Genomic DNA, 25,064 nt, shown 5'->3' with positions numbered 1-25,064 from the left:
ACCTCGCTTAATCATTTACAATCATATAAATCAGTTCATACATAGGGACGGACCTCACGGATAATTGGTAGGACCGCTGAGAATCGAGTACTAGAGTCCGTTCGTTTAATGAAATACGATGATTCGTATTCTTACCTGTCTGGAAGCGTAATGTGTCTCCAATCGGTTGATGGATATTCGTCATATACACCCAGCCATCTTTGATAAAGGTGTCTTTGCCTGCGTTATCCGGGACACCGGCACCAAATGTTTTGAAACGGGTGGAGGTCAAGTTAATGGTGTTATCGTTTATGTGGAAAAATTCTTCCCAATCTTCTTTTTCAACAGAGTGTGTCCAGCGGATGGAAAATTCCTTTTGGTTGAAAACAGGCTGCACTACTATATTTTTATTCTCATAGGATAAGACGATCGTGTTCATCGGGACAATGGCGAGAAGGGTAAGAAGGAGCAGGGCAGAGGCACCCAGTATTCTTTTTCTCATATATAGAATGAAAAGGGCACCAGGATTGATGCCCTTTCTCTATTATTCCAGTAATCCTTTTTCTTCATAAAACTTCTTCGCCCCCGGGTGCAGGGGAGCAATGAGGCCCTTCGCCATTTCGTCCCGGTTCACTTCTTTAAGCGGTGCAACCGCAACGGCGTCTGTTCCTAAGTAGTCGTAATAACGTTTTGTTAAGTCGTACACTGTGTCTTCACTTACGTCCTTCGATACAATCAGCATATTCTGGATCCCGACGGTTTCAACTTTTGAATCCAGGTTATATTTTGCCTCGTCTCCTGACTCAATCGTAAATGTTTTATAGAACGGATATTTCTCCATTAGCTTATCAGCAAGATCTCCTTTGATTTCAATAAACGATACATCATTTTGCTGCATAAGGTCAGTAATATTACTGTTCGGTACACCTGAAGTGAAGAATGCAGCATCAAGTGTGCCATTTTTCATTTCCTGAACAGAATCCGCGTATCCTGTGTGAGTGACTTTTTCAAGGTCATCATACGTCAAGCCGGCCGCTTCCAATACTTTCTTCGCGCTTTGTTCCACGCCGGAGCCTACCTGACCTACTCCCACTTTCTTACCCTTTAAATCTTCAATACTCTTAATTCCGCTATCAGACATAGCAACTACCTGTACTACGTTTTGGTACATGCCTGCAAGGGCCTGGACCTCTACTTTATTGCCTTCGAACTGACCTTTTCCTTCTGCCGCATCATAGGCAACATCGCTCATGACGATCGCCATTTGATTTAATCCGTCCGTAATGTTCTGTATATTGGCAACAGAAGCTCCTGTCGATTCTACTGTTACATTCCCGATTGAATCACTTTCCTCGAAAATTGGTTTTAATGATCCGCCAATCGCATAATAAGCACCGGACGTTCCACCTGTCCCGAATACGATTGATTGGCTGGAAGAATCATCGCCACTGCTTGAATCACCGCCGCTTGCGCCATCACTGCCACATGCCGCTAGTAGTAATGAAATGATGGCCACCATCGAGATCCATTTTAATTTTTTCATCGTTTCGTCCTCCTTTAAGTTACCTATTAAATATGGTAACGCTTACATATTGAAATGAGAATATTTAGAACTTAAAGGACGTTTTGGTCTTTTTGGTCCGGGAGTGCGTGCGGTTGAGGAGAATAAAAAAAGAATGAGGTGTGTCCTCATTCATTCTTACTGCCATTGATATCGATTGATCGGGCGTCCAATACCGCCATACTCGATCATGATTTGAACCTGTCCTGATTTCTGTAAGTAGTCTAAATATCTACGGGCTGTTACACGGGCAATTCCGATTCCTTCAGCAGTTTCTTCTGCTGATAAGGGGCTTTTCTGGTCTTTTATAAATTGTATGATCTGCTGTAACGTTTGCTGGTTCAACCCCTTTGGTAATTCTTCCTTCACCGAGGGGGATTTAATGGTAGAGGGAACACCCTGAAGCTGATCTAAATCCTGCTGTCCCACCGATCCCTCTCCAGTCATTTGATGTTTAAACAATCGGTATTTCTCAAGAGCTTGTTTCAATCGTTCAAACTTAAAAGGCTTAATGATGTAATCGAATACTCCCAGTCTCATCATCGTCTTGATGGTTTCTTTATCCTGTGCCGCTGATATGACAATCACATCCACGTCTGTATCGTGATTTCGGAAGCCTTGTAAGGTTTCAAGGCCATTTTGTTTAGGCATAAAGTTATCCAGGAGGACAAGGTCGGGTTGATAGGAAGCAACCTTTTCCGCTCCTTCCTGTCCATTTCCTGCAACGGCACACACTTTAAAGCCGGGTACACGTTCTATGAACATTCGATTGACTTCCTGAACCATGGGATCGTCTTCAATAAGTAGTACGTTAATCGGTTCCGACATGATCGTTCCCTCCATTCATTGGAAAAGTAAGTTGGAATAACGTCCCTTCACCCGGGGTTGACTCCACTTTAATATGACCGTCTGCTTTCTCTATAATGCTATGAATCAAGTAGAGGCCGATCCCTGACCCATCATTCCCTTTGGTGGTGTATCCTTTTTGAAATAAGTAGGGAAGCTGTTCTTTCGTCATCCCTGTTCCATTATCTTCTATTTCAATGTAAAAAGTGTCAGGGTCTTCTTTTAAATAGACAGTAATGACTTTGGAATCTTCTCCAGAATCTTTTAGGGCATAAAAGCTATTTTCAATCAAGTTACCTAAGATAATGACAAAATCATGTTCATCCAGAAGCGGGGGAAGGGTTGATAGGTAGCTATCGGGATCGATCTTTACTTCTATCCCCATTTCATTTCCCCTCCTGATCTTGCCCAATAGTAATCCTGTCAAACTATCAAGCTTGATTTGCTCCGTCAGGGAGGCGGTGAGATGTTCCTCTTCTTGAGAGGATTGAAAGATATAATCGAGAGCCTTCTCTCCTTCTTCTAATTGAATCAGACCGGCAACGGTATGTAATTTATTCTGGTGTTCGTGGTTTTGGACCCTCAATGCCTCAACGAATTCTTTCACTCCAGTCAGCTCTTCTGCCAGTTGAGTCATCTCTGTTCGATCCTGAAACACGGCAACGGCCCCGACAATGTCCCCGTTTACCATGATAGGGACCCTGGAGCTTAGTACAATTTTGTTCTCTAATCTCATTTCTTCATGATAAATCGGTTCCTTCTTGTGTAACACATCCGGTAATTTTGAAGAAGGAAGTACCTCTTGAATGGATTTTCCGGTGGGGTCTCCATTTAACACCAATATGTCTTTGGCTTTCTCATTAAAGACGGTGATCCTTTTTTGATTATCAATGGCAATGATGCCTTCATTCATGGCTTGAAAAGTAGCGGTCCTTTCCACCAGGAGTTTTCCAATTTGGTGTGGTTCCAGCTGAAAGGTATCTTTCTTTATTTGTCTTGCTAATAACCATGAACCTATGATGCCGAACAGGAGAGTGATAGCACCTATAATGATAAGTTCATTTTGAAGATTCCTCATTATATCGAGTGTAGAGGGGAGCAGGATACCTACAATGACCACACCGATTTGTTGGTGCTGTTCGTTCATGATCGGAACAAACCCCCTGACCGCCGTACCGATTTCACCCTTAGCAGTCGTCACATAACTATGCTCGGCAAAAGCAGGGCCTTCATCCTTTCCTGCAGAGATGGTCCCAAGCTGCTCATCGGACGGGTGTGAGTAACGGATCCGGTTCATATTAAGGACGACGATGTAGTCAGAGCTATTTACCGTCCTGATGTTTTCTACAATGGGCTGGATTTCACCCCATCCACCGGAATCCTCGAGATGGCTTTGCACGTTTTGAAGATTAGCTACCGTCCTGGCTGTTATAAGTGCCTGGTTTCCCAACTCTTCTTTCTTCATTTCAATCGCTTTTCCTACAAATATAATAAATCCAATGATGAGCGCAAACAGGACTACACCAAAGGATAATATCGTCATTTTCCAACGAATGGGCATTTGTTTTCGATTCATTCTGAATATTCCTTCCTCTTCATTCAAAGTTATTGTACCATTTTTAGTAGAACGGAGAGAGGGGAGGTCCAATTATTGAGAACATTTTTCTTTATAGGGTTGTTCATTTTAACAGGGATTGCTACAGCCTATTTTGTTGGATTTCATTCTCAGGCCGGCTTTACCTCGGAATATGATGACGATCAAGAAAAGCTGAAAGATGCTATTGTCATTAAAGTCAGTCATGTTGTTTCCGAAAACACACCGAAAGGAAAAGCAATCAGGCGTTTTAAAGCACTGGTAGAAAAGAATACCAAGGGAAAAGTGAAGGTTGAGATCTACCCGAACGGCTCGCTCTATTCGGATATCAGTGAATGGGATGCTCTTAAAAATAATAATGTTCAAATGATTATCCCCGCCACGTCTAAAGTCTCTGCTTATGTTCCAGAGTATAGTGTGTTCGATTTACCCTTTGCGTTTGATAGCTATGACGATGTTCAACGGGCATTTGAGGGGAATATAGGAGATATATTACTTAAAAAGGTAGAAAAACAAGAAAACGTGAAAGGACTTACCTTTTGGTATAACGGATTTAAACAAATCACCAATAGTCAGCGACCCTTGATCAGGCCGGGTGATTTCAATCGGCTCCACTTCCGTACGATGCCGGGTGAAGTGATAAAAGATCAATATCAAAGGATGGGGGCTGCAGTAAGTCACCTGCCTTTTAATAAAATCTACGAGAACTTAGAAGTAGGATTTATAGATGGACAGGAAAACACCATTTCGAATATTTACTCGAAGAAGCTTTATGACCATCAATCGTATCTTACAGTCAGCAATCATACATACTTAGGTTATGTTGTCTTAATGAACGAAGAATTTTGGGAGGACTTGCCTGAAGAGTACCAGGTGGAAATTGAAGAAGCGATGAAGCAAACGACGGGGTGGATTCGCAGGCATTCGATTGAAATCAATGATGATCATATGCGCGAACTAAAAAGGAATACTGATTTGGATATTCACATTCTGCTGAACTCAGAAAAAGAAGAATGGATGAAGAAGCTGGATCCTTTGTATGAAGAATATGAAGATGAAATTGGGAAGGAATTAATGAGGGAGATTAGTGAAAGAAACGGCAGACCTCAGTAAAGGTCTGCCGTTTTGTATTCAAAATCGAACTCTTTTAACATTTCATTGGTTTCTTCCAAATCGAATTCTTCGGGATCGTGATCACCAAACTGTTCTCTGAAGAACTGGGCGTCCTCGTCCATTTTTTCAGTATTTAATAGAACCTTTAAAGCATGTTGATAGCGATCAATGCCTCCGCTGTCTTCTAAGGGGCAATTTCGCTTTCCTTTTATACAAACGGGGAAGGTCAGTCCTTGGTCCCTTGTGATTTTCTCTAGGAGAATCTGATGTTGCCAATAGTCCCCGAAATCATAGGTATAAGAGATCGTATCTTTCTCACTGACTAAAAAGTTTCCAATGATGGCTATTTTGGAATCACGTGCTAAATCTGAACGAAATTCATATTCTTCGTCAGGGTATTCAAAAACTCCCTGTATTCCCTCGAATGAGTATAAATGTGAATTTGTCCAGCCCATCGATGTTTGGATTACTTCATGAAGCTGATGAAAGGATAATGTATTAGGTATGAGCACCCGTCTCCAGATGGGTGGTTTTGCACCCTTTATCGAAATTTTTAATTGAAAGGTTTTTTTCTCTAAAATCGTGAATTTTTCATCTTCATCAATTTCCTGATACGTTTCCTCATGAAGAATTTGGTTTACATCCGGGGCGAGGAATTGCTCATTTAAGGCAGATTCAAGTCTGTTCTGGTCTTGAGCGGAAAGGTGATTGAATTCATCAGTGGTCTTTACTTTATTGATGAGACGATGCAGGAGATCGTTGCGGTTTAGCATGGGTATCCTCCTTTGGTTTAGGGAAAATAAATGGATGTATAAGATTTTACGATTGGGATGCAACTTGAGGTAGTGTTCACAGAAGAGGAAAGAGTGGGAGTGAAAGGTTCTGAGGTTATTGCTCCATCCCCACCCGTCGTTTTCCTTTATGGAGATCTTTTTTGTGATCGCAATTTTCCTTTACCAGAATCGTGATGTTATCCTGGGTATCTTGCTGATTTTCTTCGAGGACGGTCATTCTGGATTCGAGCTTGTCCATGCGGGATTCAATCCTGTCAATACAGCTTTCGATATTATCCATCCGAGTTTCTAATTTCGTCATACGTGCATTCATATTTTCTTCAAAACGTGTCATTTGCCCTTGCAACTCTCTTGTGGCTTGTAATACCTGATCCATACTATTTATCACCTCCTTGTCCCCACAGTATAACACAGAATTTGGGAATACTGCCTTCATAATCATTGGAAAAAATCTTGCCCAACGGATACGGTTTTGCTTTTAAATATGGTAATATAAGAAAATGTAAAGAGAGAAATCAATGATAACCATTACATAGAGTTAGGAGAATGATGATGAGTAAAACACTTATTTTCGGACACAAAAATCCAGATACAGATACGATTACATCAGCACTTGTATATGCTGATTTGAAGACAAAAATCGGTATGGACGTCGAGCCTGTACGTTTAGGTGACGTGAACGGTGAAACACAATATGCCCTTAATTACTTTAACGTTGACGCCCCTCGTTTGGTTGAAAAGGTTGCCGGTGAAACAGATACGGTTATCCTTGTTGACCATAATGAGCGCCAGCAAAGCGCGGTAGACATCGAGGAAGTACGCGTTCTTGAAGTGATCGACCACCACCGTATCGCCAACTTCGAAACGGCAGATCCTTTATACTACCGTGCAGAGCCGGTTGGATGTACGGCAACGATCTTAAATAAGATCTACAAGGAAAAAGGAGTAGAGGTAACGAAGGAAATGGCTGGATTGATGCTTTCAGCAATTATTTCGGATTCCCTTTTATTCAAATCTCCAACTTGCACAGATGAAGACGTAGCTGCAGCAAATGAACTGGCTGAAATCGCAGGCGTTGATGCTGAAGTTTACGGCTTGGAAATGTTAAAAGCCGGTGCCAACATGAGCACGAAATCAGTTGCGGAGCTTGTAACCCTTGATGCGAAAGAATTCTCCATGGGTAACGCGAAAGTTGAAGTAGCGCAAATTAACGTTGTGGACACGAATGACGTATTCGGACGCCAGGCAGAAGTGGAAGCTGCGATGGAAACAATGATCAAAGAAAAAGGACTTGATCTTTTCCTACTAGTTGTGACTGACATTCTGGAAAATGACTCAACGGCATTGGCTCTTGGAAGCAAAGCTGCTGAAGTGGAAAAAGCATTTAATGTAACACTTCAAAACAATACAGCCCTATTAAAAGGCGTTGTATCACGTAAGAAACAAATCGTACCTGTGTTGACGGATGCGATGAAATAATAGGTAACGGAGAGGAAGCAGTTTATGTGACTGCTTCTTTTTTGTTTTAATAAAATACAGGAGGTACCTGTCACCATATGAACTTTAGAAAAATACACCACATTGCTATCATCTGCTCTGATTATAATAGATCAAAGAACTTCTATGTCAACAAACTGGGCTTTGAGGTCATACAAGAGGTTTACAGAGAAGAGAGGAATTCTTACAAGCTGGACCTCGCGTTAAATGGGGAATATGTTATCGAGCTATTCTCCTTTTCCACTGCTCCAGCACGTCCAAGTTATCCAGAAGCACGAGGGTTACGTCATTTAGCATTGGAAGTAGAGGATATTGAAGAGACTGTAAGACTTCTTAAAAAAGAAGGTATTGAAACGGAGGAAATAAGAATAGACCCTTATACTCACAAACGATTCACTTTTTTCGAAGATCCAGATGGTCTCCCATTAGAACTCTATGAAAGCAAGTAGAGGTCCGTCCCTAAAAAAAGAGCACTTCCCATAAAGAGAAGTGCTGTCCAAAGGTATTGTAATTTGTCGTTAAGATAATTAAAACATAAATAGAATAACTATGAATTATGGATGTAGAACGATTTTCCTTGAAATATGAAGGAGTTCCTTACGAATATCTTCTTTTTCTATATTAATATAAAGATATTAATATTTTTGCTTGTCGCTAAGTGTAAAAAAAAAGAGCACTTCCCACAAGGAGAAGTGCCATCAAAAGGTATTGTAATTTGTCGTTAGATATATTAAAACATATATTTAAAATGGATGTATTGGCGGTTTAGCATCTTAAGAGAGAATATATGATGATTTCCCTAAAAAATTTGCATGTTTCCTGTTAAAATATAAAAATATTAATATTTTAGGGAGGTGGGTTTGTGGACAATTCTGTCATCGGTAAAAAAATCAAAGAGTTGAGAAAAGTCGTGGGTTTGACTCAGGGTGAACTAGCAGACGGAATTTGTACTCAAGCCCTGATCAGCCGAATTGAAAAAGGGGATATTTATCCAAGTGCTACGTCTCTTTATCAAATTTCCAAGAAGCTTGGGGTTGATGTGAATTACTTTTTCGAGATTGGTACGACTCCTCGCCTGGATTACGTAAAAGAAGTTGAACGTCAACTAAAAAAATTAAGAGTGAAATTGAAATATGATGAAATCATTGAGATCGTTCGAACAGAAGAGAAGAATCCTTTATTTTTAAAAGATGAAACAAACCTTCAGCTTCTCTACTGGCATAAAGGAATATATGTGAATGAGGTAGAGCAAAACAAAGAGGAAGCATTGATCATTTTAGAGAAGGCACTCTCCCTGACCTATAATCAGAAAAAGGCCATGTCTGAGCGTGAAATGAATATATTCATCAGTATGGGGATACTGGAATTCAGTCGTCATAATTATGATCGGGCAATAGAAATTTATCAAGGTGTAAATGATGCTCTAACATATAACGACCAACTTCAAGACAAGTCCATTAAAACGAGGCTCTTATATAATATCGCCAGGGTATTCACGAGGCTAGGAAACTATCATGAGTCTATCCAGTATTGTGAAGAAGGTATCCGGTGGATTATTCAAGAAGAAACTTTATATGGATTCGCTCAATTAAATTATCATATTGGGTATAACCTGGAGTTGCAAGAGAGGTATAAGGAAGCGCTGCCTTATCTTGATAAAGCAGCGATGCTTTTTGATATACAATACAACCTGAAGTTATCCAATTTCATCAAAGGGAATATAGAAAAAATAAAAGAAAAGATCGAAAATGAATTTCAGGCTTAATCACTTTCTTACTAAATAGTACTTCTAGGGAGGCAGGGCTCGTGGATTACTCCATCATTGGTAAAAAGATAAAGGAGCTGCGTCAGGTTGTTGGTATAACTCAAGGAGAATTAGGAGAAGGGATATGCACACAGGCACTTATCAGTCGGATTGAAAAGGGAGATATCTATCCCAATGCCACGTCACTTTATCAAATTTCCAAAAAGCTTGGCGTGGATGTGAATTATTTCTTTGAGATAGGAACAACTCCCCGTCTGGACTACATAAAGGAAGTTGAGCGCCAATTGCGTCACTTAAGAAAAAAACACAGATATAAAGAAATGATCGAATTGGTGAGAGCAGAAGAAAACAATCCACTTTTTAAGGAAAGGGAAAACCTTCAACTCCTTTATTGGCACAAGGGAATCTATATATTTGAGATAGAAAATGATCAGGATGAAGCCTTTCAACTGTTAAACGAAGCCTTTTCCCTTACAGGAGACAGTAAAAAAGCGCTTTCGGAAAGGGAAATGGAGATCCTCCTAACCATCGGAGGTTTTTATGTAGGGATAGAAGATTATGACAAAGCTCTTCAATATTATGATCAAGTTAGGGATGCTATCCATGCTACTGGACAACTAAGCGATAAATCAATTAAAACCCGATTGCTTTATAATAAAGCAAGGGCGTTAACAAGATTAGGAAATTACAGTGAGTCGATTGATCATTGCAGGGAAGCAATCAAATGGTGTATAGAAGAGGAACACTTATATGGTTTAGCCCAACTACATTATCATTTAAGCTACAATTTCGAGCTGAAAGAGAACTACAAACAAGCATTTTCTTATATAGAAAAATCAATAATGATGTTTGAGATGCTTGGAAATGATGAGCATAAGACCTTTCTAACTGATAAGAAAGAGCAATTATTCGTCAAAACGCTGTCATAATATTTCGGTTTCATACATTCAACATGTCCTTCATAAGCATGATTATAGATGAGGAGTGTTGGATGTATGAGAAGAAAAAGCCCGGTTCCTCTATTTATCGGAGCGGTTGTTGCCATTCTGCTTGTTGTGGCTCTGTTTATGTTTATTGGAAAAACCCAGGAACCAGATTCACCAGAAGAAGTGATCGAGGAATTCTATAATTTTGAAAAAGACGGTGACTTCGGTAACGCATGGGAGTTATTCCATTCGGAAATGCAAAATAAGTTTCCCAAATCCTCCTATATCCAAACGAAAAACCATGTCTTCATGGGACATATGGGGGTTGATGAGTTTGAGGTGGAGGTCGGCAATATTGAAAAGGAGAATGAGTTTACCTTTAACGAAGAAGGGCTTCAATTTAAAAATGTCCGAAAAGCGGAAGTGAACTTGTATTATGATAGTCAGTTTGGTGAATTAATGATCACACAAACCTGTTTTGTAGCCATCGAAGAGGGAGAATGGAGGGTACTATGGAACTATAACTTCTAAAGTGATGATTAAAATGAAATTTTTCACTGAATTTGGTTTTATCTAGAATTTTTCGGGTAAAAAGAAACTAATATTTTTACAAAGGAGGGCATTAGCTGTGTCGCTACTCTATTTTAAGGCTCGTGAAGCCTATGAACTGGATGCGAAGATTTCTCAATCCCAAATCACAAGATTGAGGGAGTTTCGCAGAACCAAGCCCGCCCCTGTTGCCAAAAAGAGATAGCTAATGATTCCTTGAAAATGGAAATTAATCCCCTGCTCAGTCTAAATTTATTTAGACTGTTTTTTTTGTTTTAAATTAACCTATAAAAAAGTCAGGAATCAAATGATCCCTGACTTTATTCCAAATCTTCTCCGATGATGCGAACTTCCCGTTCCAGCTCCACATCAAATTTTTCTTTCACAGTTTTTTGAACGTGTTCAATGAGTGAAATATAATCCGAGGCTGTCGCATTGTCCTTATTCACGATGAAACCGGCGTGCTTCGTGGAGACTTCAGCGCCTCCAAAGTTCGTTCCTTGAAGCTCACTGTCCTGAATAAGCTTACCGGCGAAATATCCAGGAGGGCGTTTGAAGACACTTCCGCAAGATGGGTATTCCAGTGGCTGCTTCGATTCCCGTTTATCTGTCAGATCATCCATAACCGCCTTGATCTCTTCGTAGTCGCCAGGCTTTAAACTGAACGTTGCTTCCAGTACAATATCGCCTTTTTCAGCAATATTGCTGTGACGGTAATCAAGCTCTAATTCTGCGGCTGTACGCTTAACCAGATTCCCTTCACGGTCGACGACATGGCAATAATCCAGAACATCTTTGATTTCCCCGCCATAGGCCCCAGCGTTCATGAATAGAGCACCGCCAACGGTACCAGGAATCCCACAGGCAAATTCGAGTCCTGATAACTTTTCAGCTAACGCGCGTCTCGATACATCAATGATTGCTGCACCACTTTGAGCGACAATCAGTTGATCCGTCGTTTTGATGTCTTTAAAGTTTTTCAGATGAAGAACAATTCCACGAATTCCACCATCTTTTACAATCAAATTCGATCCGTTACCTAACAAGGTAAATGGGACATCCACTTCATTTGACAGCTTCACGATGTTTTGAACTTCTTCATAAGTGGTTGGTGTTAAGAAGAAATCTGCTCTTCCACCTAACTTCGTATACAAATGCTCTCGTAACAATTCATCACGTTTGATATTGTCAGAATGCATCACCTTTGATAATTCTTCAAACACTTTTTCCTTATTGTACATTCTATATCAGTCCTATAAAGTAATTTTCGTCTTCTCTAAGTTAAATCCTACCCCACCATTATATGACGAAAACCCATGAAAGTTAAATGGTTTCAGTTGGCAGATGTGAATCCCCTTCGAATGAACCTCATTAATTGGAAAAGAATGCTTTATTATAGGTCGAAAATATGAAAAAAAGAATGTTCCCATCTTAAGCAAAGTAAGTTAGGATAGAACTAACAAAATATGTTATAACGTCTATTTAACTATTAAATTATACAATCTAGGGAGGAGGAAGCGAATTGACCAGATTATATGTAGCCTTAATTGGTTTAAGTCTCATTTGGGGGATGTCGTTCGTTTTTATCAAATGGCTGGTGGATCCCGTTGGAGTGTGGGGTACAGTCTTCTTACGCTGTTTAGCCGGTGCGCTTGTGCTTCTTCCGATCTTTTTCATACAGAGGAAAAAAGGGGAGAGGAAATCGCTCCCTATGTGGAAGCTGATCGTCGTTGGGATTGGTAATGCGGCGTTACCCTGGACCCTGATCGCGTTAAGTGAAACACAGATTAATAGTAATACGGCCTCCATATTAAACGCGACCACACCGATTTGGACAGGGCTTGTAGGATTTTTATTTTTCTCTGTCATTCTGACCGGGTTTCAATGGATTGGAATTGTCGTTGGATTTATGGGGATTCTTGTCCTGATGAATTTCGAGGTGAGCGGGATTTTCACTTCTGATTTTGTAGGTGTCGGGACGATGGTGCTGGCCACCATGAGCTACGCGTTTGCCTCTCAATTCACCAAAAAATATCTGGCCGGAACGAGTGTGGTTGTCATTTCTACGTTCCAGTTGTTGATAGGTGCTGCGGTAGGCTTTGTGGGTATGATAATGACTAATCCGATATCAGTTGGAGACTTATTATCAGGAGAGGTCATCCTCGGTATCTTAGGGCTAGGCTGCTTAGGATCCGGTGTAGCAACTCTTCTTTATTTCTATATCATGACGAATGGAAGTCCGGAATTCGCTTCGACAGTGACATACTTGATACCGGGTACTGCGATGATTTGGGGATTCGTCCTTCTGGGGGAACCTGTCACTCATAACCTGATATTAGGATTACTCATTATTTTTGCAGGAGTATTCCTATCGTCAAGAAAATCGAAAAAGCTGATTACCTCGCTGCCTGTTGGCACGAGGTAAGACCTTTAAACAAACGTTTGATTAGGACATGGGATCCCTTGTACCATATGGGCTCAGCGTCTTAAACAAACGTTTGTTTCGTTTTGTGGAAACGAAACTCCCGAGAAACTAATGCAAACCAACTTGTTTTCATATAAAATGAAAAGGATACATAAGGTAGACTAGACAAGCTCGTAGCAAGGGCTATAAAAATAAACAATAAGGATGGTAATTCTATGAAAACGGCAATTGTAACGGATAGTACCGCCTACATCCCGAAAGAATTGCGTGATCAACTGAACATACATATGATTCCTCTCAGCGTCATTTTCGGAGGAGAAACCTATCAAGAAGAAGTTGATATTACGGCAAGTGAATTTTATGAAGAGGTAAGCACCCAGGAAAAGCTTCCAACCACTTCACAGCCTCCAGTCGGGAAGTTCGTCGAGTTATACGAAAAGCTTTCGCTGGACTACGATGCCGTCATTTCCATCCATTTATCCAGTGGAATCAGCGGAACGTACCAAGGCGCAGTTCAAGCGGGGGAAATGGTCGAGGGCATCAAAGTGTACCCATATGACTCTGAAATCAGCTGCATGATTCAGGGCTTCTATGCCATTGAAGGGGCCAAGCTTGGCCGTGAAGGGAAAAGTGCTGAAGAAATCGTTGCGTTATTGGATGAAATGAAGCAATCGGTACAGGCCTACTTCATGGTTGATGACCTGGCACACCTGCAACGCGGAGGCAGGCTATCACAAGCTCAGGCGATCATCGGAAGCCTGTTACAAGTGAAACCTTTGCTACACTTTGTTGATAAAGTGATTGTTCCGTTTGAAAAAATCCGTACGAAGAAGAAAGCGTTGAAGCGGGTGGAGTCTTTGCTTGAAGAAGCAGTGGCTACTGGAGAAGAGTTTCAAGCTTCGATTATCCATGCAAATCGTGAGGAAGAGGCGATTGAGTGGAAGAAAGAGCTTCAGGAGAAGTATCCGAATGTGGAGTTCAATGTTAGTATTTTCGGTCCTGTGATCGGTACTCATTTAGGTGAGGGATCAATGGGGATGGGATGGGCTCGGAAGATGAGTCGGTAGTTTTTATTGTACCTGGTACAAATTGCGTTTTTTGTACCTGGTACATTTCCCACGATTTGTACCAAGTACAATTTGGTCATCATGTACCAGGTACAATCCCTAACTCCCCGGTGCCCGGCACAAAACAACGTTTTTGTGCCGGGCACCATTTTTATTAGGCAGGATTTTCACGTCCTTATGTAGAATACATCACTATCCAAGATAAGGAGTGATGTTTTTGCGCTTTGCTTTTGCTGATAATGGGTTAATACCAGAACCCCTTATGGAACATGAAACCCCCGTTCTACAAAGGATATCAGAATTCCCTTTCCTTCCACCTCAACCTCTCAACCTGTCATTTCGTTTTTCTCCAGAGCTTCAATCCTTTCTTAGCGGACGTTCATTGCTACTGGACGAGCTCCCGTTTTCAATCGACACCCTTCAAGATCACTACGTGAATGGCTTTGTATCCTATCAAAAAGGTGTGGAAAAAAGCTGTTGCCACCGTTGTGGAAATACCAGCCCCCATCTATTCGCTTCATTTTCCTGCTCCAGATGCCACACCCCGTGCACCTACTGCCGTAACTGCATCATGATGGGCAGGGTATCGGAGTGCACACCACTCATAACCTGGAAAGGACCGGCGCCAACATCAGAAACGACTCCCACTTTTAAATGGTCCGGCACTTTATCAGAAGCGCAAAAGACAGCTTCTGAACAAATGGTTTTGGCCGTTAAAGAAAGTAAGGACCTGCTCGTTTGGGCGGTGTGCGGGGCTGGAAAGACCGAGGTTCTCTTTGAAGGAATCCATGAAGCTCTTAGGGAGAATAAACGGGTATGCATTGCCGCACCTCGAACGGATGTCATCCTGGAACTATCTCCACGTATTAAAAAGGTTTTCCCTGATACAGGGGTGACCACCCTTTATGGAGGATCGGATGAACGGAACACTTATGGCCAGCTTGTTCTTTCCACCACACACCAATTGTATCGATTTCAGGACGCCTTTGATGTCATGATCATTGATGAAGTCGACGCCTTTCCATACTCCTATGATCCTTCCCTGCAATGGGCAGTGGAAAAAGCACGTAAACCCCAGTCCTCGATGATCTACCTTACCGCTACCCCGGATAAAAAAACACAGAAGCAGTGTGCCAGGGGGATTAGAAGCTTTATCCAGATCCCGGCCCGTTTCCACCGCCATCCCATACCTCTACCAAAGTTTGTATGGTGCGGTCTTTGGAAAAAATCATTGAAGAAAAATCGAATCCCTCATCCTTTGAAAAAATGGACATTATCAAAACTCCAGCAATCCAAACAAGCCCTCATTTTCTTCCCTACTGTCGCACTTATGGAAAAAGCCCTGCCGTTATTTCAAGAAATGAGTCCTCTTATCGAGTTTGTCCATGCCGAAGACCCAGAACGAAAAGAGAAGGTAATGAGAATGCGAAACCAAGAGATTCCGATTCTATTGACCACCACTATTTTAGAGCGGGGTGTGACGATTCCGAACATCGATGTTGCCGTCCTTGGGGCAGAAGAAAAGATTTTTACGGAAAGTGCCCTCGTGCAAATCGCTGGAAGGGTGGGGCGTAGTGCTGACTATCCAAAAGGTGAAATCATCTATTTTCATTACGGCCGCACGGGTGAGATGATTAAGGCTCTTCTTCATATTGACCAGATGAATAAAGAAGCTGGGAAAAGAGGGTTGCTTCATGATTAATAACTGTTTGAATTGTTTGAATGAACTGGTTGAGATGATGTCCTGGAGAGGGTTGTTTTTCAAGGAGCCTCAATTTCTGTGTGAAGAGTGTAATAAACAGCTGGTGAAGATAGAAGGGAAGCGTTGTTTGGGGTGCTCCCGGTCATTAGATGATCTAGCTCCGCAATTAATTATGAGCGAGGTGTGCCTGGACTGTCATCGATGGGAAGAGGCTCCTGAGTGGAGAGGGGCTCTACATCAGAACTTTTCATTATACCGGTATAACGATTTTCTTAAGGGCTATCTGGCAAAGTATAAGTATCGCGGGGACTACGTGTTGGCAAAAGCCTTCTCCCATACTATTAAAACCTATCTCACTAAAATGGAATATGACCTCGTCATTCCCATTCCCCTAAGTGATGAAAGGCTCTATGAGAGAGGGTTCAACCAATCTATCGCTCTACTGGAAGAAGCAGAGGTCCGTCCCTCCAATATCCTGACCCGTTCACATTCTGAAAAACAGTCGAAGAAGACACGCAGCGAGCGTCTTCAGCAGAAGCAAGTTTTTCAGTTGGTTAAATCCGATCTGAACGATACATCCATTTTGTTGTTTGATGATATTTACACGACTGGAACGACCTTGAGACAGGCGGCAAAACTCTTGAGGGAAGCAGGGGCTGCCGAGGTATCTTCCTTAACTCTGGCAAGGGGTTAAAGCAATCTCAATTACTGCCGATATAATGAATAAGAGAAGCTTTACCGGGAGGAAACAAATATGTCTGAAGTTATCAACTGTCCACGTTGCAACGCGATTTTTATGAAAAATAAATTTCGTGATGTGTGCGACAAATGTTATAGAGAAGAAGAAAATATGTACGAGACTGTTTACCAATTTTTAAAGAAACGGGAGAACCGTGCCGCATCGATGTCACGTGTGATTGAAGTGACAGGGGTAGACGAAGAACTTTTATATAAATGGGTGAAAAAGGGCCGTATCCAGACGCGACAGTTTCCGAATATGGGTTATCCTTGTGATAAATGCGGGAAGATTATAGGGACGGGTAGGATTTGTAGTGATTGTTCCTCTGAACTTGCCAGTGATTTGAAAAAGTTCGAAACCGAGCAGGAATGGAAGAATAAATCAAAGGAATCCGGTCAGAGAACGTATTACACTATGAGAGATAAGAACTAGAAGGTTAGCACATAAATCAGGAAAAACTAACCAGACTTTAAAACTAAACAAACCGAGGTTTTATCCGATATACTAGGTAGAAACAATGGACGTGATGAAAGCGAGGAGAAAATGATGAAGATTAACAATATCGGAAATCAGAACATCAATCCTTATAAACGCAATCTTAACAAGATGGACCAGGTCGGCAAAACGGAAAAGAACGCATCGGACAAAATTGAAATTTCTTCTGCTGCAAAAGAAATGCAGGAGGTTTCCAAACTCGGCAAAGAGCGCCAGTCTAGAGTGGAAGCGTTAAAAGATCAAGTTCAGAGCGGGAACTACACCATCGATCCCAGAGCCATTGCTAAAGGATTGAAGAATTTCTATAACGGACAATAAAAAGGGAGCGAACAAACATGTCAGCAACCAATCTAACGACAACTCTTGAAAAACTATATAAGCTGCATAAAAGTTTGTTCGATCTTTCAATGGATAAAACGGACGTCATCAAAAAAGGTGATATGAGTGAACTCGATCGTGTCTTGAAGGACGAACAAAAGCACTTGGCCGCCATCAATACGGTGGAAGTTGACCGGCAGCGGGAATCCGGTTACTATCTTCAATCACGGGGAGTGCCTTTTAACGGGGCACCCACGATATCTCACTGTATCGAGCACAGTTCACCCCAAGACCAAAAAACGCTCGCCCATTGGCAGCAAAAACTGGTCGGAATCATAGAAGAGTTGAAAGTCCGAAATGAGCTGAATCAAAAGCTTGTCTATCAATCTCTTCAATTCGTGAATATGAATCTATCCATGACTCAACCGCAGCCGGATCAATCAACCTATTCACGTCCAAACGGTGAAAAGAAATCACCAACCGGACGATCCATGTTTGATTCGAAAGCATAGCACTTACTAATTGAAACGGAGGCAACACCATGCGATCCACTTTTATGGGCCTGGAAACGGCGAAACGAGGCATGTACACCCAGCAGGGCGCCCTTTATACAACCGGTCACAATATCTCCAACGCAAATACCCCTGGATATACCCGTCAACGAGTCAATTTTGAACAAACGACACCCTATCCTGCCCCCTCTATGAACCGTCCGCAAATCCCAGGTCAAATCGGAACCGGAGTCGACGCCGGTTCGATTCAACGCGTGCGTGATTCTTTCCTCGACATGCAGTATAGAGGTGAAAACCAAAAGCTTGGCTACTGGGAAACAAAAATGGAAGCGATGAAGAAGATGGAAGAGGTCATGAATGAACCATCGGATTCAGGCTTATCTAAAACGATGGATATGTTCTGGCAGTCCCTTCAGGATCTAGCCGTTAATCCGTCCAACTCAGGTGCACGGTCAGTCGTTGTTGAAAGAGGAAAAGCCGTTGCTGAAACATTCAATTACTTATCGTCATCCTTAACGAGTGTCAGGGGCGACCTGAAAAATGAGCTGTCTGTCAGTGAAAAGCAAATCAATTCCCTGTCCAGACAAATCGATAACATCAATAAACAAATAGCTGATGTTGAACCACATGGCTATCTTCCAAATGATCTATATGATGAACGGGACCGATTGATCGATGAACTTTCACAGCATGTCTCCATTCAAACGAGCTACCAATCCAATGGGGGAGCGTCTTCACCTATCGCAGAAGGTGCGGTCACTGTCACATTGGTCGGTAAGGATGGAAACCTGGCCGTCAACCTGGTCGGGCAAGGTGGAGTCAATGAACTTAAGCTTACCTATGAAGGCCCTCAAAATACGGTGGATTCCGTAACCATCGGTAATCAGACGCTCGACATTAAAGACTTCTTATCACAAGGCGAAGGGAAATTGAGAGCCCTTGTCGATACATACGGCTTCAAAAATAAAGAAGGTGAAGCAGAAGGCTCCTACATCAGCATGCTCGATGAACTGGACAGCATGGCGTACGAGTTCGCCAAAGCATTCAATGACCAGCATCAAAAAGGTTTCACACCTGAACAAATGAACGATCCAAACTTTGATCCTGACAACGATACTCCGGATACTCCGAAGTTCTTCCAGGATGCAATGAATGCCGCAGCAGATTTGGACGGTGTGCCTAAAGCAGGATTCGCTCAAAGATTACAGGTTGCCGATGAAATGAGTAACCTCGATAACATCGCCACAGCGGGTGCAGATAATCCCACACTTGGTGACGCATCAAATGTTCTGGCGCTTGCCGACATCATCACTACGACTAAACTGCCTTATGGTGAAAAAGAAGCCTCATTCCAAGGGCACTTTGAATCCGTGATCGGAAAAATGGCAGTAGAATCACAAGAATCCGTGCGACTCGCAAGCAACTCCAACGTTTTAAGAGGAGCAGTGAACGAACGCCGAATGTCCGTCAGCGGTGTGTCCCTTGACGAAGAAATGACCGACATGATCAAATTCCAGCATGCCTACAACGCCTCTGCTAGAATGATCACACTACAGGACGAAATGCTCGACAAAATCATCAACGGCATGGGTACCGTTGGAAGATAAGTAGGTGAAATACTATGCGCGTAACACAAAGTATGTTGACTGCAAACTCGATGAGAAACCTTAGTTCTTCATATGGACGAATGGGTCAACTGCAAGATCAATTGGCCACAGGGAAGAAGATTACAAAGCCATCGGATGATCCTGTGGTTGCGATGAAAGGGATGTTTTATCGTTCGAATCTGACTGGGATTGAGCAGTATAAGCGGAATCTATCTGAGCTTTATTTGTGGATGGAGAACTCCGAGTCTGGAATCGATCAGGCCAATCAAGGTTTGCAGCGTGTTCGGGAATTGACGCTTCAGGGGAAAAATGGAACGTTAAGCCCGGAAGACCGAAAAGCGGTAGCTGTTGAAATTGAACAGATTAAAAACGACCTTGTCAGTGTTGCTGAAACGAAAGTAGCGGGAAGATATATTTTTCATGGAACGGATGTTGGGAATTCTCCGATTAAGGATGGAAATCCTGCAGATGGAAGTGCTCCACAGGTCGCTGACAATTTAGGCAGCAGTGCTATAGATGCTTATCCTGTAGAGGTTTCACAAGGTGTTTCATTAAAAGCCAATGTTAATCCTAATAAGGTCTTTAATCAGGAACTGTTTAATACAGTGCACAACATTCAAAAGGCATTGGAATCTGGAGATGATTCGGCTCTTGATACCGAGCTTGAGAACCTGGACAGCGTAATGAACACATTATCAGCAGAACGATCTGAATTAGGTGCTCGATACAATCGTCTTGAAATGGTAGATGACCGACTGGGTCAGCAGGAAGTAACAGCAAACCGGATTCTTTCTGATAACGAAGATGCCGACATCGAACGCGTCATCACGGATTTGAAAACCCAGGAAAGTGTCCACAGAGCGGCACTCAGCGTCGGAGCCAGAATCATTCAGCCGACATTAATGGATTTTCTACGATAAAAGCAAGGGGACTGACCCTTTAAGGTGTTTCGTCACCTTAGGTCAGTCCCTTTTTATATGGAGGTGAGTATGTATGAACGTTCCACAAATAAGATTGCAGTCCACGTCAGCAGCCCTGAGCATCCGGACGACTCCAGGACGCATGGACATTGAACAGCCACCGGCAGAATTGGATATCCAGCAGCCACAGGCAAAGATGGAAATTGAACGGACCCCTTCCAGACTGAGCATCGACCAAACCGAAGCCCGGGCCGATATGGATTTAAAATCTGTCCGTCGCAGGATTGAAGAATATTCTCAGCAAGGGTACGAAGACTGGCTGGCGGGACTTGCCCGTGTCGCTCAGGACGGGGATGAGCTGATGATGATCGAAAATGGTGGAGGTGCGATTGCCGTCCAGGCGAAACGGAACAGTGAAGACCCGATGTATGAATTTAACATAGGATGGATTCCATCTGCGGGGAGCGTCAAGATCAGCTATGCCCCCGGAAGTGTCAAAGTTAACGTTGAGCCGCAAAAAGTCGTGAATCACTCTCGTTCTCAAAAGCCTAATATCCAGTATACTCCAGCTCAGGTAGATGTCAGTTTGAAACGGTATGCAGACTTACAAATTGATTTTGCGAACTTGAAGCATGTGGGGATCAACTACGAACAAGAAATATAGAATGAAGGAATGAATTGCATGAGAATTGATACGAAATATCATGGAGAAATAGAAGTAAAGTCAGAAGAAGTTCTGAAATTTGAACATGGGATTCCTGGATTTGGAGAAGAGAAGCAGTTTGTACTGTTGCCACTTCCTGAAAATGAGTGGTTTCATATATTGCAATCGGTGACGACTCCTCAGCTTGGATTTGTGGTGACAGATCCGTTTGTGTTTTTTAAGGAGTATGATTTTGAGCTGGATCAGGCTAGTGTGGAATCTCTAGGGAATCCTACTGAAAAAGAAGTGCAGGTGCTTTCTATTCTTACTGTTCGAGACACGCTTAATGAATCTACAGCTAATTTACAGGCCCCTATCATTCTTAACCTGGCAAATCACAAAGGAAAACAAGTCATCTTAACAGACTCAAACTTCCAAACCAAGCACCTGATCTTTGCTCAGCCTGCAGGAAAGAAGGGGTGAGGGAATGTTAGTACTGACAAGAAAGACCGGAGAAAGCATTCAGATTGGGGATGACATTGAGCTAACGGTCATTTCGGTAAAAGGTGATCAAGTGAAATTGGGTATCAACGCTCCAAAGAACGTGGATATCCATCGGAAAGAAGTCTATCTCTCTATCCAGGAAGAAAACACCGAAGCTTCGAAAGGAATCGACAATCTGTTTAACCTTTTGCCAAAAAATGATTAATTATTTTTCTCAAACTATTAAACACTAGTCTAAACGACCGATAATAGTATTGTAAGCAATGAGGGGAAGGGCGGCCGACCTTTGTGACTTGTTGCAAACTAAAAATTAGATAGTTCACATGGATGTGGGCTTACTTTCAAGGAGGAAATTATTGTTATGAGAATTAATCATAATATTGCAGCGCTAAATACTTATCGTCAGTTGAATAGTGCTTCGACTGGTCAAGCCAAGTCAATGGAGAAATTATCTTCAGGACTTCGTATTAATAAGGCCGGGGATGACGCAGCGGGTCTAGCAATTTCTGAAAAAATGCGTGGTCAAATTCGAGGATTAGATATGGCTTCAAAAAATGCTCAAGATGCCAATTCGTTAATGGCAACAGCTGAGGGAGCATTGAACGAAACTCATGATATTCTTCAACGTATGCGTGAACTTGCTGTTCAATCTTCAAATGATACAAACACATCAGCTGACCGTTCTGAAATTCAAAAAGAAATTAGCCAGTTAATTGAAGAAACAGATAGAATTGCAAGCACAACTGAATTTAATACAAAGAAATTATTAAATGGAGCTTCAGGATTAAAAGTATCTGATGGTACTCAAATAGCTAACGCTAGTTCGGGTCCAAGCACTAAACAAGGGACATATTCAGTTGACGTTACTAGTGCAACTTTAGCAGATTTCGCAAAAACTGGTACTGCAACTGGTGCAACTGCAAGTGCTACTGTGGAAGGTGCAGGTACTTTAACGGTAAACGGAGTAGATATATCTGTTGCTTCAACTGATTCTTACCAAGATTTAGCAGATAAAATTAATTCAAGTGTATCTGGAGTAGTTGCTGATTTTGAAGGTGCAGGAAGCACATTCCGTATTCGAACTGCAGACGTAGGTGCATCACAATCATTATCTGTTACAGAAGGAGCAGATATTATTGCTGCTTTAGATTATACTAGTGGTGGTACTCCTTTAGCTGCCACAGGATCTAATGCATCTGGTTTAACAGCTGGGAATTTTGGTGCAGGTGCCACTTTAACATATGATGGAAATGATGTTAAAGTTAATGGTGGAAATGCGGATGGTCTTACTTTCTCTTTGAAAGACACTACAACTGATACAAATATTACCGTGAATGGTTCTTTATCTTTCCATATAGGAGCAAATGAAGACCAAACAATGAATGTATCTATTAACGCGATGGACTCAACAAGTCTTGGAATTAAAGGTGTTGACGTTACAACAACAACTGGGGCTGAATCAGCAATTTCAACTATTAATGATGCAATTGAATCTGTCTCAGCTGAACGTTCTAAACTAGGTGCAAACCAAAACCGTTTAGAACATACAATAAACAACCTAGGTACATCTTCAGAAAACCTAACTGCTGCGGAATCACGTATCCGTGACGTAGATTATGCTTTAGCTGCTTAAGCAGTGACAAGCACAGTCGTCCTAGCTGGTAACGGCTAGAGATCATAATTGGGTGAATTGCTGGAAACCCCTTAGAGCTTTTCTTGCCACAACGTAGTTGGAAACGACAAGCGTGATGGCTTTAACAAAAGAAGAGATTGGGCAATCAGCAGCCAAGCTCCTGTCTCGAAAGAGTGGAGAAGGTTCAACGACTAGGATAGACCATCTAAGGCGAAAGCTATGGTGATGAAATCCGTAGGTTAAACAATGGTCATCAGTATTGTGAATCCGAAGTGCCCAACCCCTACTAGAATGCTAGAGGGTGAAGATATAGTCTGGTCATTTATGAAAGTAAATGTTCGCACGATGGCGAAAGAAATGATGAACCAAACGAAGAATTCTATTCTTTCTCAAGCAGCGCAAGCGATGTTGGCTCAATCCAATCAAATGCCTCAAGGGGTTTTACAACTTCTGAGATAATTGATTCGAGGGCGTCCAGTTTGGTAACGAGCTGGAGAATAACTGGGTGAATTGCTGGAACTTCCTAAAGCTTTATCAACCACAACGTAACTGGAAACGGTAGGCGGAAAGGTTTGAAAATGATAGAGATGGAATAATGGATAATCAGCAGCCAAGCTCCTGTGGGGAAACTCTGGAGAAGGTTCAACGACTAGAGAATACTGTCTAAGGTGAAAGCTATGACTATGAATCTCGTAGGGCAGGGAAATCCTGTTCGAAGTGCCCAGCCCCTTATACAAAAGGGTGAAGATATAGTCTATTCTATGATCGAAAGACATAGTCGCAAAGCAAGCGAACCAACAACCACAAGGAGTTTTACAACTTCTTCGTTAATATTAAACTGTTTACGAGAGACTCTAGGCTTCCTAGAGTCTCTTTTTATCATTGTCAACAATGGCTACAATACCCCACCATTCCGTAATTCGCGCAATTTATACACTACAGACCAATAGCTTCTAGATAAAGTATTCGCAATCTCTTGATCTTTACAACCCTTCTTCTTGAGGGAGATCATCTCATTTATCTCTTTATCAGAGTAATTCTTGTTTCTACTCGAAGAAGAAGCGATAATTTGATAATTAGGATATTGTACTAAAAATTTTTGCTCTTCCTGTTTGAGCCTCCATTCCCAATTAGACTTATAGTACATACTTTCGCATGTCAAAGTAATGGGAGAAAGTAAGTTTAAGAAATTATATGTTAAGTCTGTTGAGGTTCCTCTCAAAATATAACCATTGCCATCTCTTCTCTTATTCAGTTTGAAGTCAATTTGAAATGATTCTAATATGTGTTGCTGTAACACTTCCAATTCCTCTTTGGTGTAATTTTGAAGGTATAAGAATATATGAGGTGTTAAGTAAATCTTCTTGTTTCGATGATTAATACTTTTAGAGATTGATAGAGAACCGTCGTCAAGATAAAGTGCTGTCAAGAAATAAGGAGAAGTACAATATTTCAAAAGCTTAATTGGGATTTGTTTAGAGTGATTAGTGTAGAAGTATGGAAATAACTCGGTGAAAAGAGGGTCAGATTTTGAACGCATAGTTTGGCTTTTCTTTGTAAGGTAGAATAACTCCGGAAAGAAGGAAGCTTTCCAGATTCGGTAGTTTTCTTGTACCACACCATAATGTTCACGATAACTATGGTTTTTACGGCGTGAATTAGGGTGTATTTTTGTGATTTCACCATCTCCCATAATGCTACCTACAAGTAAATTCCTTTGTATAGAAGAAAGATTTAGGAACTTCTCCATCTAATACAACTCCCTTTTAACAAGAATTTGTGTTCTGTATTTATTTTACTACTTACCCATATGGTAACAAAATAAAGCTTATTCTCCCTAAACTTTCCTCGCCTAACTCCGATATAACCCATATA

The 25,064-nt window shown here is 41.7% G+C and carries 29 protein-coding genes; 21 read left to right on the top strand and 8 right to left on the bottom strand.

Annotated features, from left to right (window positions below; genetic code table 11):
- Positions 1–7 precede the first annotated feature (7 nt).
- From ACQKFO_RS13915 to ACQKFO_RS13900, 4 genes are all read right to left on the bottom strand, one after another.
- Positions 8–481, bottom strand: coding sequence for a DUF1850 domain-containing protein (locus ACQKFO_RS13915; protein ID WP_427599393.1), 474 nt, complete (start codon positions 479–481; stop codon positions 8–10).
- A gap of 42 nt (positions 482–523) precedes the next feature.
- Positions 524–1,522 carry a TAXI family TRAP transporter solute-binding subunit gene (locus ACQKFO_RS13910; RefSeq protein ID WP_427599392.1) on the bottom strand — a complete coding sequence of 333 codons (999 nt, stop codon included), beginning with the start codon at positions 1,520–1,522 and terminating at the stop codon, positions 524–526.
- A 156-nt stretch (positions 1,523–1,678) separates the two neighbouring features.
- Positions 1,679–2,368, bottom strand: coding sequence for a response regulator (locus ACQKFO_RS13905; RefSeq protein ID WP_427599391.1), 690 nt, complete (start codon positions 2,366–2,368; stop codon positions 1,679–1,681).
- Positions 2,352–3,962 (bottom strand): ATP-binding protein, encoded by a 1,611-nt coding sequence (locus tag ACQKFO_RS13900; RefSeq protein WP_427599389.1) that lies wholly within the window; start codon positions 3,960–3,962, stop codon positions 2,352–2,354. The genes ACQKFO_RS13905 and ACQKFO_RS13900 overlap by 17 nt, the downstream gene beginning before the upstream one ends.
- Positions 3,963–4,037: 75 nt before the next feature.
- Between ACQKFO_RS13900 and ACQKFO_RS13895 the strand changes: the two genes are divergently transcribed.
- A complete protein-coding gene (locus tag ACQKFO_RS13895) occupies positions 4,038–5,093 on the top strand; it encodes a DctP family TRAP transporter solute-binding subunit (RefSeq protein WP_427599387.1) in 1,056 nt (351 codons plus the stop codon).
- Here the strand turns inward: ACQKFO_RS13895 and ACQKFO_RS13890 are convergent.
- A complete protein-coding gene (locus ACQKFO_RS13890; protein ID WP_427599385.1) occupies positions 5,087–5,866 on the bottom strand; it encodes a plasmid pRiA4b ORF-3 family protein in 780 nt (259 codons plus the stop codon). The genes ACQKFO_RS13895 and ACQKFO_RS13890 overlap by 7 nt on opposite strands.
- A 115-nt stretch (positions 5,867–5,981) precedes the next feature.
- Positions 5,982–6,263, bottom strand: coding sequence for a hypothetical protein (locus ACQKFO_RS13885; RefSeq protein WP_427599384.1), 282 nt, complete (start codon positions 6,261–6,263; stop codon positions 5,982–5,984).
- A 176-nt stretch (positions 6,264–6,439) separates the two neighbouring features.
- Between ACQKFO_RS13885 and ACQKFO_RS13880 the strand changes: the two genes are divergently transcribed.
- From ACQKFO_RS13880 to ACQKFO_RS13855, 6 genes are all read left to right on the top strand, one after another.
- Positions 6,440–7,366 carry a manganese-dependent inorganic pyrophosphatase gene (locus ACQKFO_RS13880; RefSeq protein WP_427599382.1) on the top strand — a complete coding sequence of 309 codons (927 nt, stop codon included), beginning with the start codon at positions 6,440–6,442 and terminating at the stop codon, positions 7,364–7,366.
- A gap of 77 nt (positions 7,367–7,443) precedes the next feature.
- Positions 7,444–7,833: an SMU1112c/YaeR family gloxylase I-like metalloprotein gene (gloA2, locus tag ACQKFO_RS13875; protein ID WP_427599381.1), complete on the top strand. Its 390-nt coding sequence runs from the start codon at positions 7,444–7,446 to the stop codon at positions 7,831–7,833.
- Positions 7,834–8,246: 413 nt separating this feature from the next.
- Entirely contained in the window at positions 8,247–9,149 is a 903-nt protein-coding gene (locus ACQKFO_RS13870; protein WP_427599379.1) for a helix-turn-helix domain-containing protein, read from the top strand.
- Between the two features lie 41 nt (positions 9,150–9,190).
- Positions 9,191–10,078: a helix-turn-helix domain-containing protein gene (locus ACQKFO_RS13865; protein ID WP_427599377.1), complete on the top strand. Its 888-nt coding sequence runs from the start codon at positions 9,191–9,193 to the stop codon at positions 10,076–10,078.
- A gap of 66 nt (positions 10,079–10,144) precedes the next feature.
- Complete coding sequence (locus ACQKFO_RS13860; protein ID WP_427599375.1) at positions 10,145–10,606, top strand: hypothetical protein; 462 nt, start codon at positions 10,145–10,147, stop codon at positions 10,604–10,606.
- A gap of 97 nt (positions 10,607–10,703) precedes the next feature.
- Positions 10,704–10,829, top strand: a complete 126-nt coding sequence (locus tag ACQKFO_RS13855) for a hypothetical protein (RefSeq protein ID WP_427599373.1) — start codon at positions 10,704–10,706, stop codon at positions 10,827–10,829.
- A gap of 115 nt (positions 10,830–10,944) precedes the next feature.
- On the opposite strand, the gene murB is transcribed toward ACQKFO_RS13855, so the two are convergent.
- Complete coding sequence (murB, locus tag ACQKFO_RS13850) at positions 10,945–11,865, bottom strand: UDP-N-acetylmuramate dehydrogenase (RefSeq protein WP_427599371.1); 921 nt, start codon at positions 11,863–11,865, stop codon at positions 10,945–10,947.
- A gap of 281 nt (positions 11,866–12,146) precedes the next feature.
- On the opposite strand from murB, the gene ACQKFO_RS13845 reads away from it, so the two are divergent.
- The 14 genes from ACQKFO_RS13845 (at position 12,147) to ACQKFO_RS13780 (ending at position 23,648) form a co-directional block, all read left to right on the top strand.
- Positions 12,147–13,049: a DMT family transporter gene (locus ACQKFO_RS13845; protein WP_427599370.1), complete on the top strand. Its 903-nt coding sequence runs from the start codon at positions 12,147–12,149 to the stop codon at positions 13,047–13,049.
- A gap of 215 nt (positions 13,050–13,264) precedes the next feature.
- On the top strand, positions 13,265–14,116 hold the full coding sequence (locus ACQKFO_RS13840) for a DegV family protein (protein ID WP_427599368.1): 852 nt from the start codon (positions 13,265–13,267) through the stop codon (positions 14,114–14,116).
- A 217-nt stretch (positions 14,117–14,333) separates the two neighbouring features.
- On the top strand, positions 14,334–15,818 hold the full coding sequence (locus ACQKFO_RS13835) for a DEAD/DEAH box helicase (RefSeq protein ID WP_427599366.1): 1,485 nt from the start codon (positions 14,334–14,336) through the stop codon (positions 15,816–15,818).
- Positions 15,811–16,512, top strand: coding sequence for a ComF family protein (locus tag ACQKFO_RS13830; RefSeq protein ID WP_427599364.1), 702 nt, complete (start codon positions 15,811–15,813; stop codon positions 16,510–16,512). Before ACQKFO_RS13835 ends, ACQKFO_RS13830 begins: the two co-directional genes overlap by 8 nt.
- Before the next feature lie 60 nt (positions 16,513–16,572).
- Positions 16,573–16,989 (top strand): TIGR03826 family flagellar region protein, encoded by a 417-nt coding sequence (locus ACQKFO_RS13825; protein WP_427599362.1) that lies wholly within the window; start codon positions 16,573–16,575, stop codon positions 16,987–16,989.
- Positions 16,990–17,103: 114 nt separating this feature from the next.
- Complete coding sequence (gene flgM / locus ACQKFO_RS13820; RefSeq protein WP_427599360.1) at positions 17,104–17,370, top strand: flagellar biosynthesis anti-sigma factor FlgM; 267 nt, start codon at positions 17,104–17,106, stop codon at positions 17,368–17,370.
- A gap of 17 nt (positions 17,371–17,387) precedes the next feature.
- On the top strand, positions 17,388–17,882 hold the full coding sequence (locus ACQKFO_RS13815) for a flagellar protein FlgN (RefSeq protein WP_427599358.1): 495 nt from the start codon (positions 17,388–17,390) through the stop codon (positions 17,880–17,882).
- Between the two features lie 29 nt (positions 17,883–17,911).
- Positions 17,912–19,489 carry a flagellar hook-associated protein FlgK gene (gene flgK / locus ACQKFO_RS13810; protein WP_427599357.1) on the top strand — a complete coding sequence of 526 codons (1,578 nt, stop codon included), beginning with the start codon at positions 17,912–17,914 and terminating at the stop codon, positions 19,487–19,489.
- Between the two features lie 14 nt (positions 19,490–19,503).
- Positions 19,504–20,409: a flagellar hook-associated protein FlgL gene (gene flgL, locus ACQKFO_RS13805; protein ID WP_427599355.1), complete on the top strand. Its 906-nt coding sequence runs from the start codon at positions 19,504–19,506 to the stop codon at positions 20,407–20,409.
- A 73-nt stretch (positions 20,410–20,482) separates the two neighbouring features.
- On the top strand, positions 20,483–21,073 hold the full coding sequence (locus ACQKFO_RS13800) for a DUF6470 family protein (RefSeq protein WP_427599353.1): 591 nt from the start codon (positions 20,483–20,485) through the stop codon (positions 21,071–21,073).
- Between the two features lie 18 nt (positions 21,074–21,091).
- On the top strand, positions 21,092–21,535 hold the full coding sequence (fliW, locus tag ACQKFO_RS13795; protein WP_427599352.1) for a flagellar assembly protein FliW: 444 nt from the start codon (positions 21,092–21,094) through the stop codon (positions 21,533–21,535).
- Between the two features lie 4 nt (positions 21,536–21,539).
- Positions 21,540–21,761, top strand: a complete 222-nt coding sequence (gene csrA / locus ACQKFO_RS13790) for a carbon storage regulator CsrA (protein ID WP_034764426.1) — start codon at positions 21,540–21,542, stop codon at positions 21,759–21,761.
- Between the two features lie 156 nt (positions 21,762–21,917).
- Entirely contained in the window at positions 21,918–23,189 is a 1,272-nt protein-coding gene (locus tag ACQKFO_RS13785; RefSeq protein ID WP_427599350.1) for a flagellin, read from the top strand.
- 246 nt (positions 23,190–23,435) lie between these two features.
- Positions 23,436–23,648 carry a flagellin gene (locus ACQKFO_RS13780; RefSeq protein ID WP_427599348.1) on the top strand — a complete coding sequence of 71 codons (213 nt, stop codon included), beginning with the start codon at positions 23,436–23,438 and terminating at the stop codon, positions 23,646–23,648.
- 436 nt (positions 23,649–24,084) lie between these two features.
- Here the strand turns inward: ACQKFO_RS13780 and ACQKFO_RS13775 are convergent, their stop codons facing one another.
- Positions 24,085–24,939: a DNA endonuclease gene (locus ACQKFO_RS13775; RefSeq protein WP_427599347.1), complete on the bottom strand. Its 855-nt coding sequence runs from the start codon at positions 24,937–24,939 to the stop codon at positions 24,085–24,087.
- Between the last annotated feature and the right edge of the window lie 125 nt (positions 24,940–25,064).

The sequence above is a fragment of the Rossellomorea sp. NPDC071047 genome (assembly GCF_050270195.1).
Taxonomy (GTDB): Bacteria; Bacillota; Bacilli; order Bacillales; family Bacillaceae_B; genus Rossellomorea.
The sequence above is the reverse complement of the archived record's forward strand: the minus strand, read 5'-3'. Positions and strand labels throughout refer to the sequence as shown.

Excerpts from the sequence above, each read along its gene's own strand:
- ACQKFO_RS13915 (WP_427599393.1), bottom strand. The coding sequence starts at position 481 with ATGAGAAAAAGAATACTGGGTGCCTCTGCCCTGCTCCTTCTTACCCTT.
- ACQKFO_RS13910 (WP_427599392.1), bottom strand. The coding sequence starts at position 1,522 with ATGAAAAAATTAAAATGGATCTCGATGGTGGCCATCATTTCATTACTA.
- ACQKFO_RS13905 (WP_427599391.1), bottom strand. The coding sequence starts at position 2,368 with ATGTCGGAACCGATTAACGTACTACTTATTGAAGACGATCCCATGGTT.
- ACQKFO_RS13900 (WP_427599389.1), bottom strand. The coding sequence starts at position 3,962 with ATGAATCGAAAACAAATGCCCATTCGTTGGAAAATGACGATATTATCC.
- ACQKFO_RS13890 (WP_427599385.1), bottom strand. The coding sequence starts at position 5,866 with ATGCTAAACCGCAACGATCTCCTGCATCGTCTCATCAATAAAGTAAAG.
- ACQKFO_RS13885 (WP_427599384.1), bottom strand. The coding sequence starts at position 6,263 with ATGGATCAGGTATTACAAGCCACAAGAGAGTTGCAAGGGCAAATGACA.
- ACQKFO_RS13880 (WP_427599382.1), top strand. The coding sequence starts at position 6,440 with ATGAGTAAAACACTTATTTTCGGACACAAAAATCCAGATACAGATACG.
- gloA2 (WP_427599381.1), top strand. The coding sequence starts at position 7,444 with ATGAACTTTAGAAAAATACACCACATTGCTATCATCTGCTCTGATTAT.
- ACQKFO_RS13860 (WP_427599375.1), top strand. The coding sequence starts at position 10,145 with ATGAGAAGAAAAAGCCCGGTTCCTCTATTTATCGGAGCGGTTGTTGCC.
- murB (WP_427599371.1), bottom strand. The coding sequence starts at position 11,865 with ATGTACAATAAGGAAAAAGTGTTTGAAGAATTATCAAAGGTGATGCAT.
- ACQKFO_RS13840 (WP_427599368.1), top strand. The coding sequence starts at position 13,265 with ATGAAAACGGCAATTGTAACGGATAGTACCGCCTACATCCCGAAAGAA.
- ACQKFO_RS13830 (WP_427599364.1), top strand. The coding sequence starts at position 15,811 with ATGATTAATAACTGTTTGAATTGTTTGAATGAACTGGTTGAGATGATG.
- ACQKFO_RS13825 (WP_427599362.1), top strand. The coding sequence starts at position 16,573 with ATGTCTGAAGTTATCAACTGTCCACGTTGCAACGCGATTTTTATGAAA.
- flgM (WP_427599360.1), top strand. The coding sequence starts at position 17,104 with ATGAAGATTAACAATATCGGAAATCAGAACATCAATCCTTATAAACGC.
- ACQKFO_RS13815 (WP_427599358.1), top strand. The coding sequence starts at position 17,388 with ATGTCAGCAACCAATCTAACGACAACTCTTGAAAAACTATATAAGCTG.
- flgK (WP_427599357.1), top strand. The coding sequence starts at position 17,912 with ATGCGATCCACTTTTATGGGCCTGGAAACGGCGAAACGAGGCATGTAC.
- flgL (WP_427599355.1), top strand. The coding sequence starts at position 19,504 with ATGCGCGTAACACAAAGTATGTTGACTGCAAACTCGATGAGAAACCTT.
- ACQKFO_RS13800 (WP_427599353.1), top strand. The coding sequence starts at position 20,483 with ATGAACGTTCCACAAATAAGATTGCAGTCCACGTCAGCAGCCCTGAGC.
- fliW (WP_427599352.1), top strand. The coding sequence starts at position 21,092 with ATGAGAATTGATACGAAATATCATGGAGAAATAGAAGTAAAGTCAGAA.
- csrA (WP_034764426.1), top strand. The coding sequence starts at position 21,540 with ATGTTAGTACTGACAAGAAAGACCGGAGAAAGCATTCAGATTGGGGAT.
- ACQKFO_RS13785 (WP_427599350.1), top strand. The coding sequence starts at position 21,918 with ATGAGAATTAATCATAATATTGCAGCGCTAAATACTTATCGTCAGTTG.
- ACQKFO_RS13780 (WP_427599348.1), top strand. The coding sequence starts at position 23,436 with ATGGTCATCAGTATTGTGAATCCGAAGTGCCCAACCCCTACTAGAATG.
- ACQKFO_RS13775 (WP_427599347.1), bottom strand. The coding sequence starts at position 24,939 with ATGGAGAAGTTCCTAAATCTTTCTTCTATACAAAGGAATTTACTTGTA.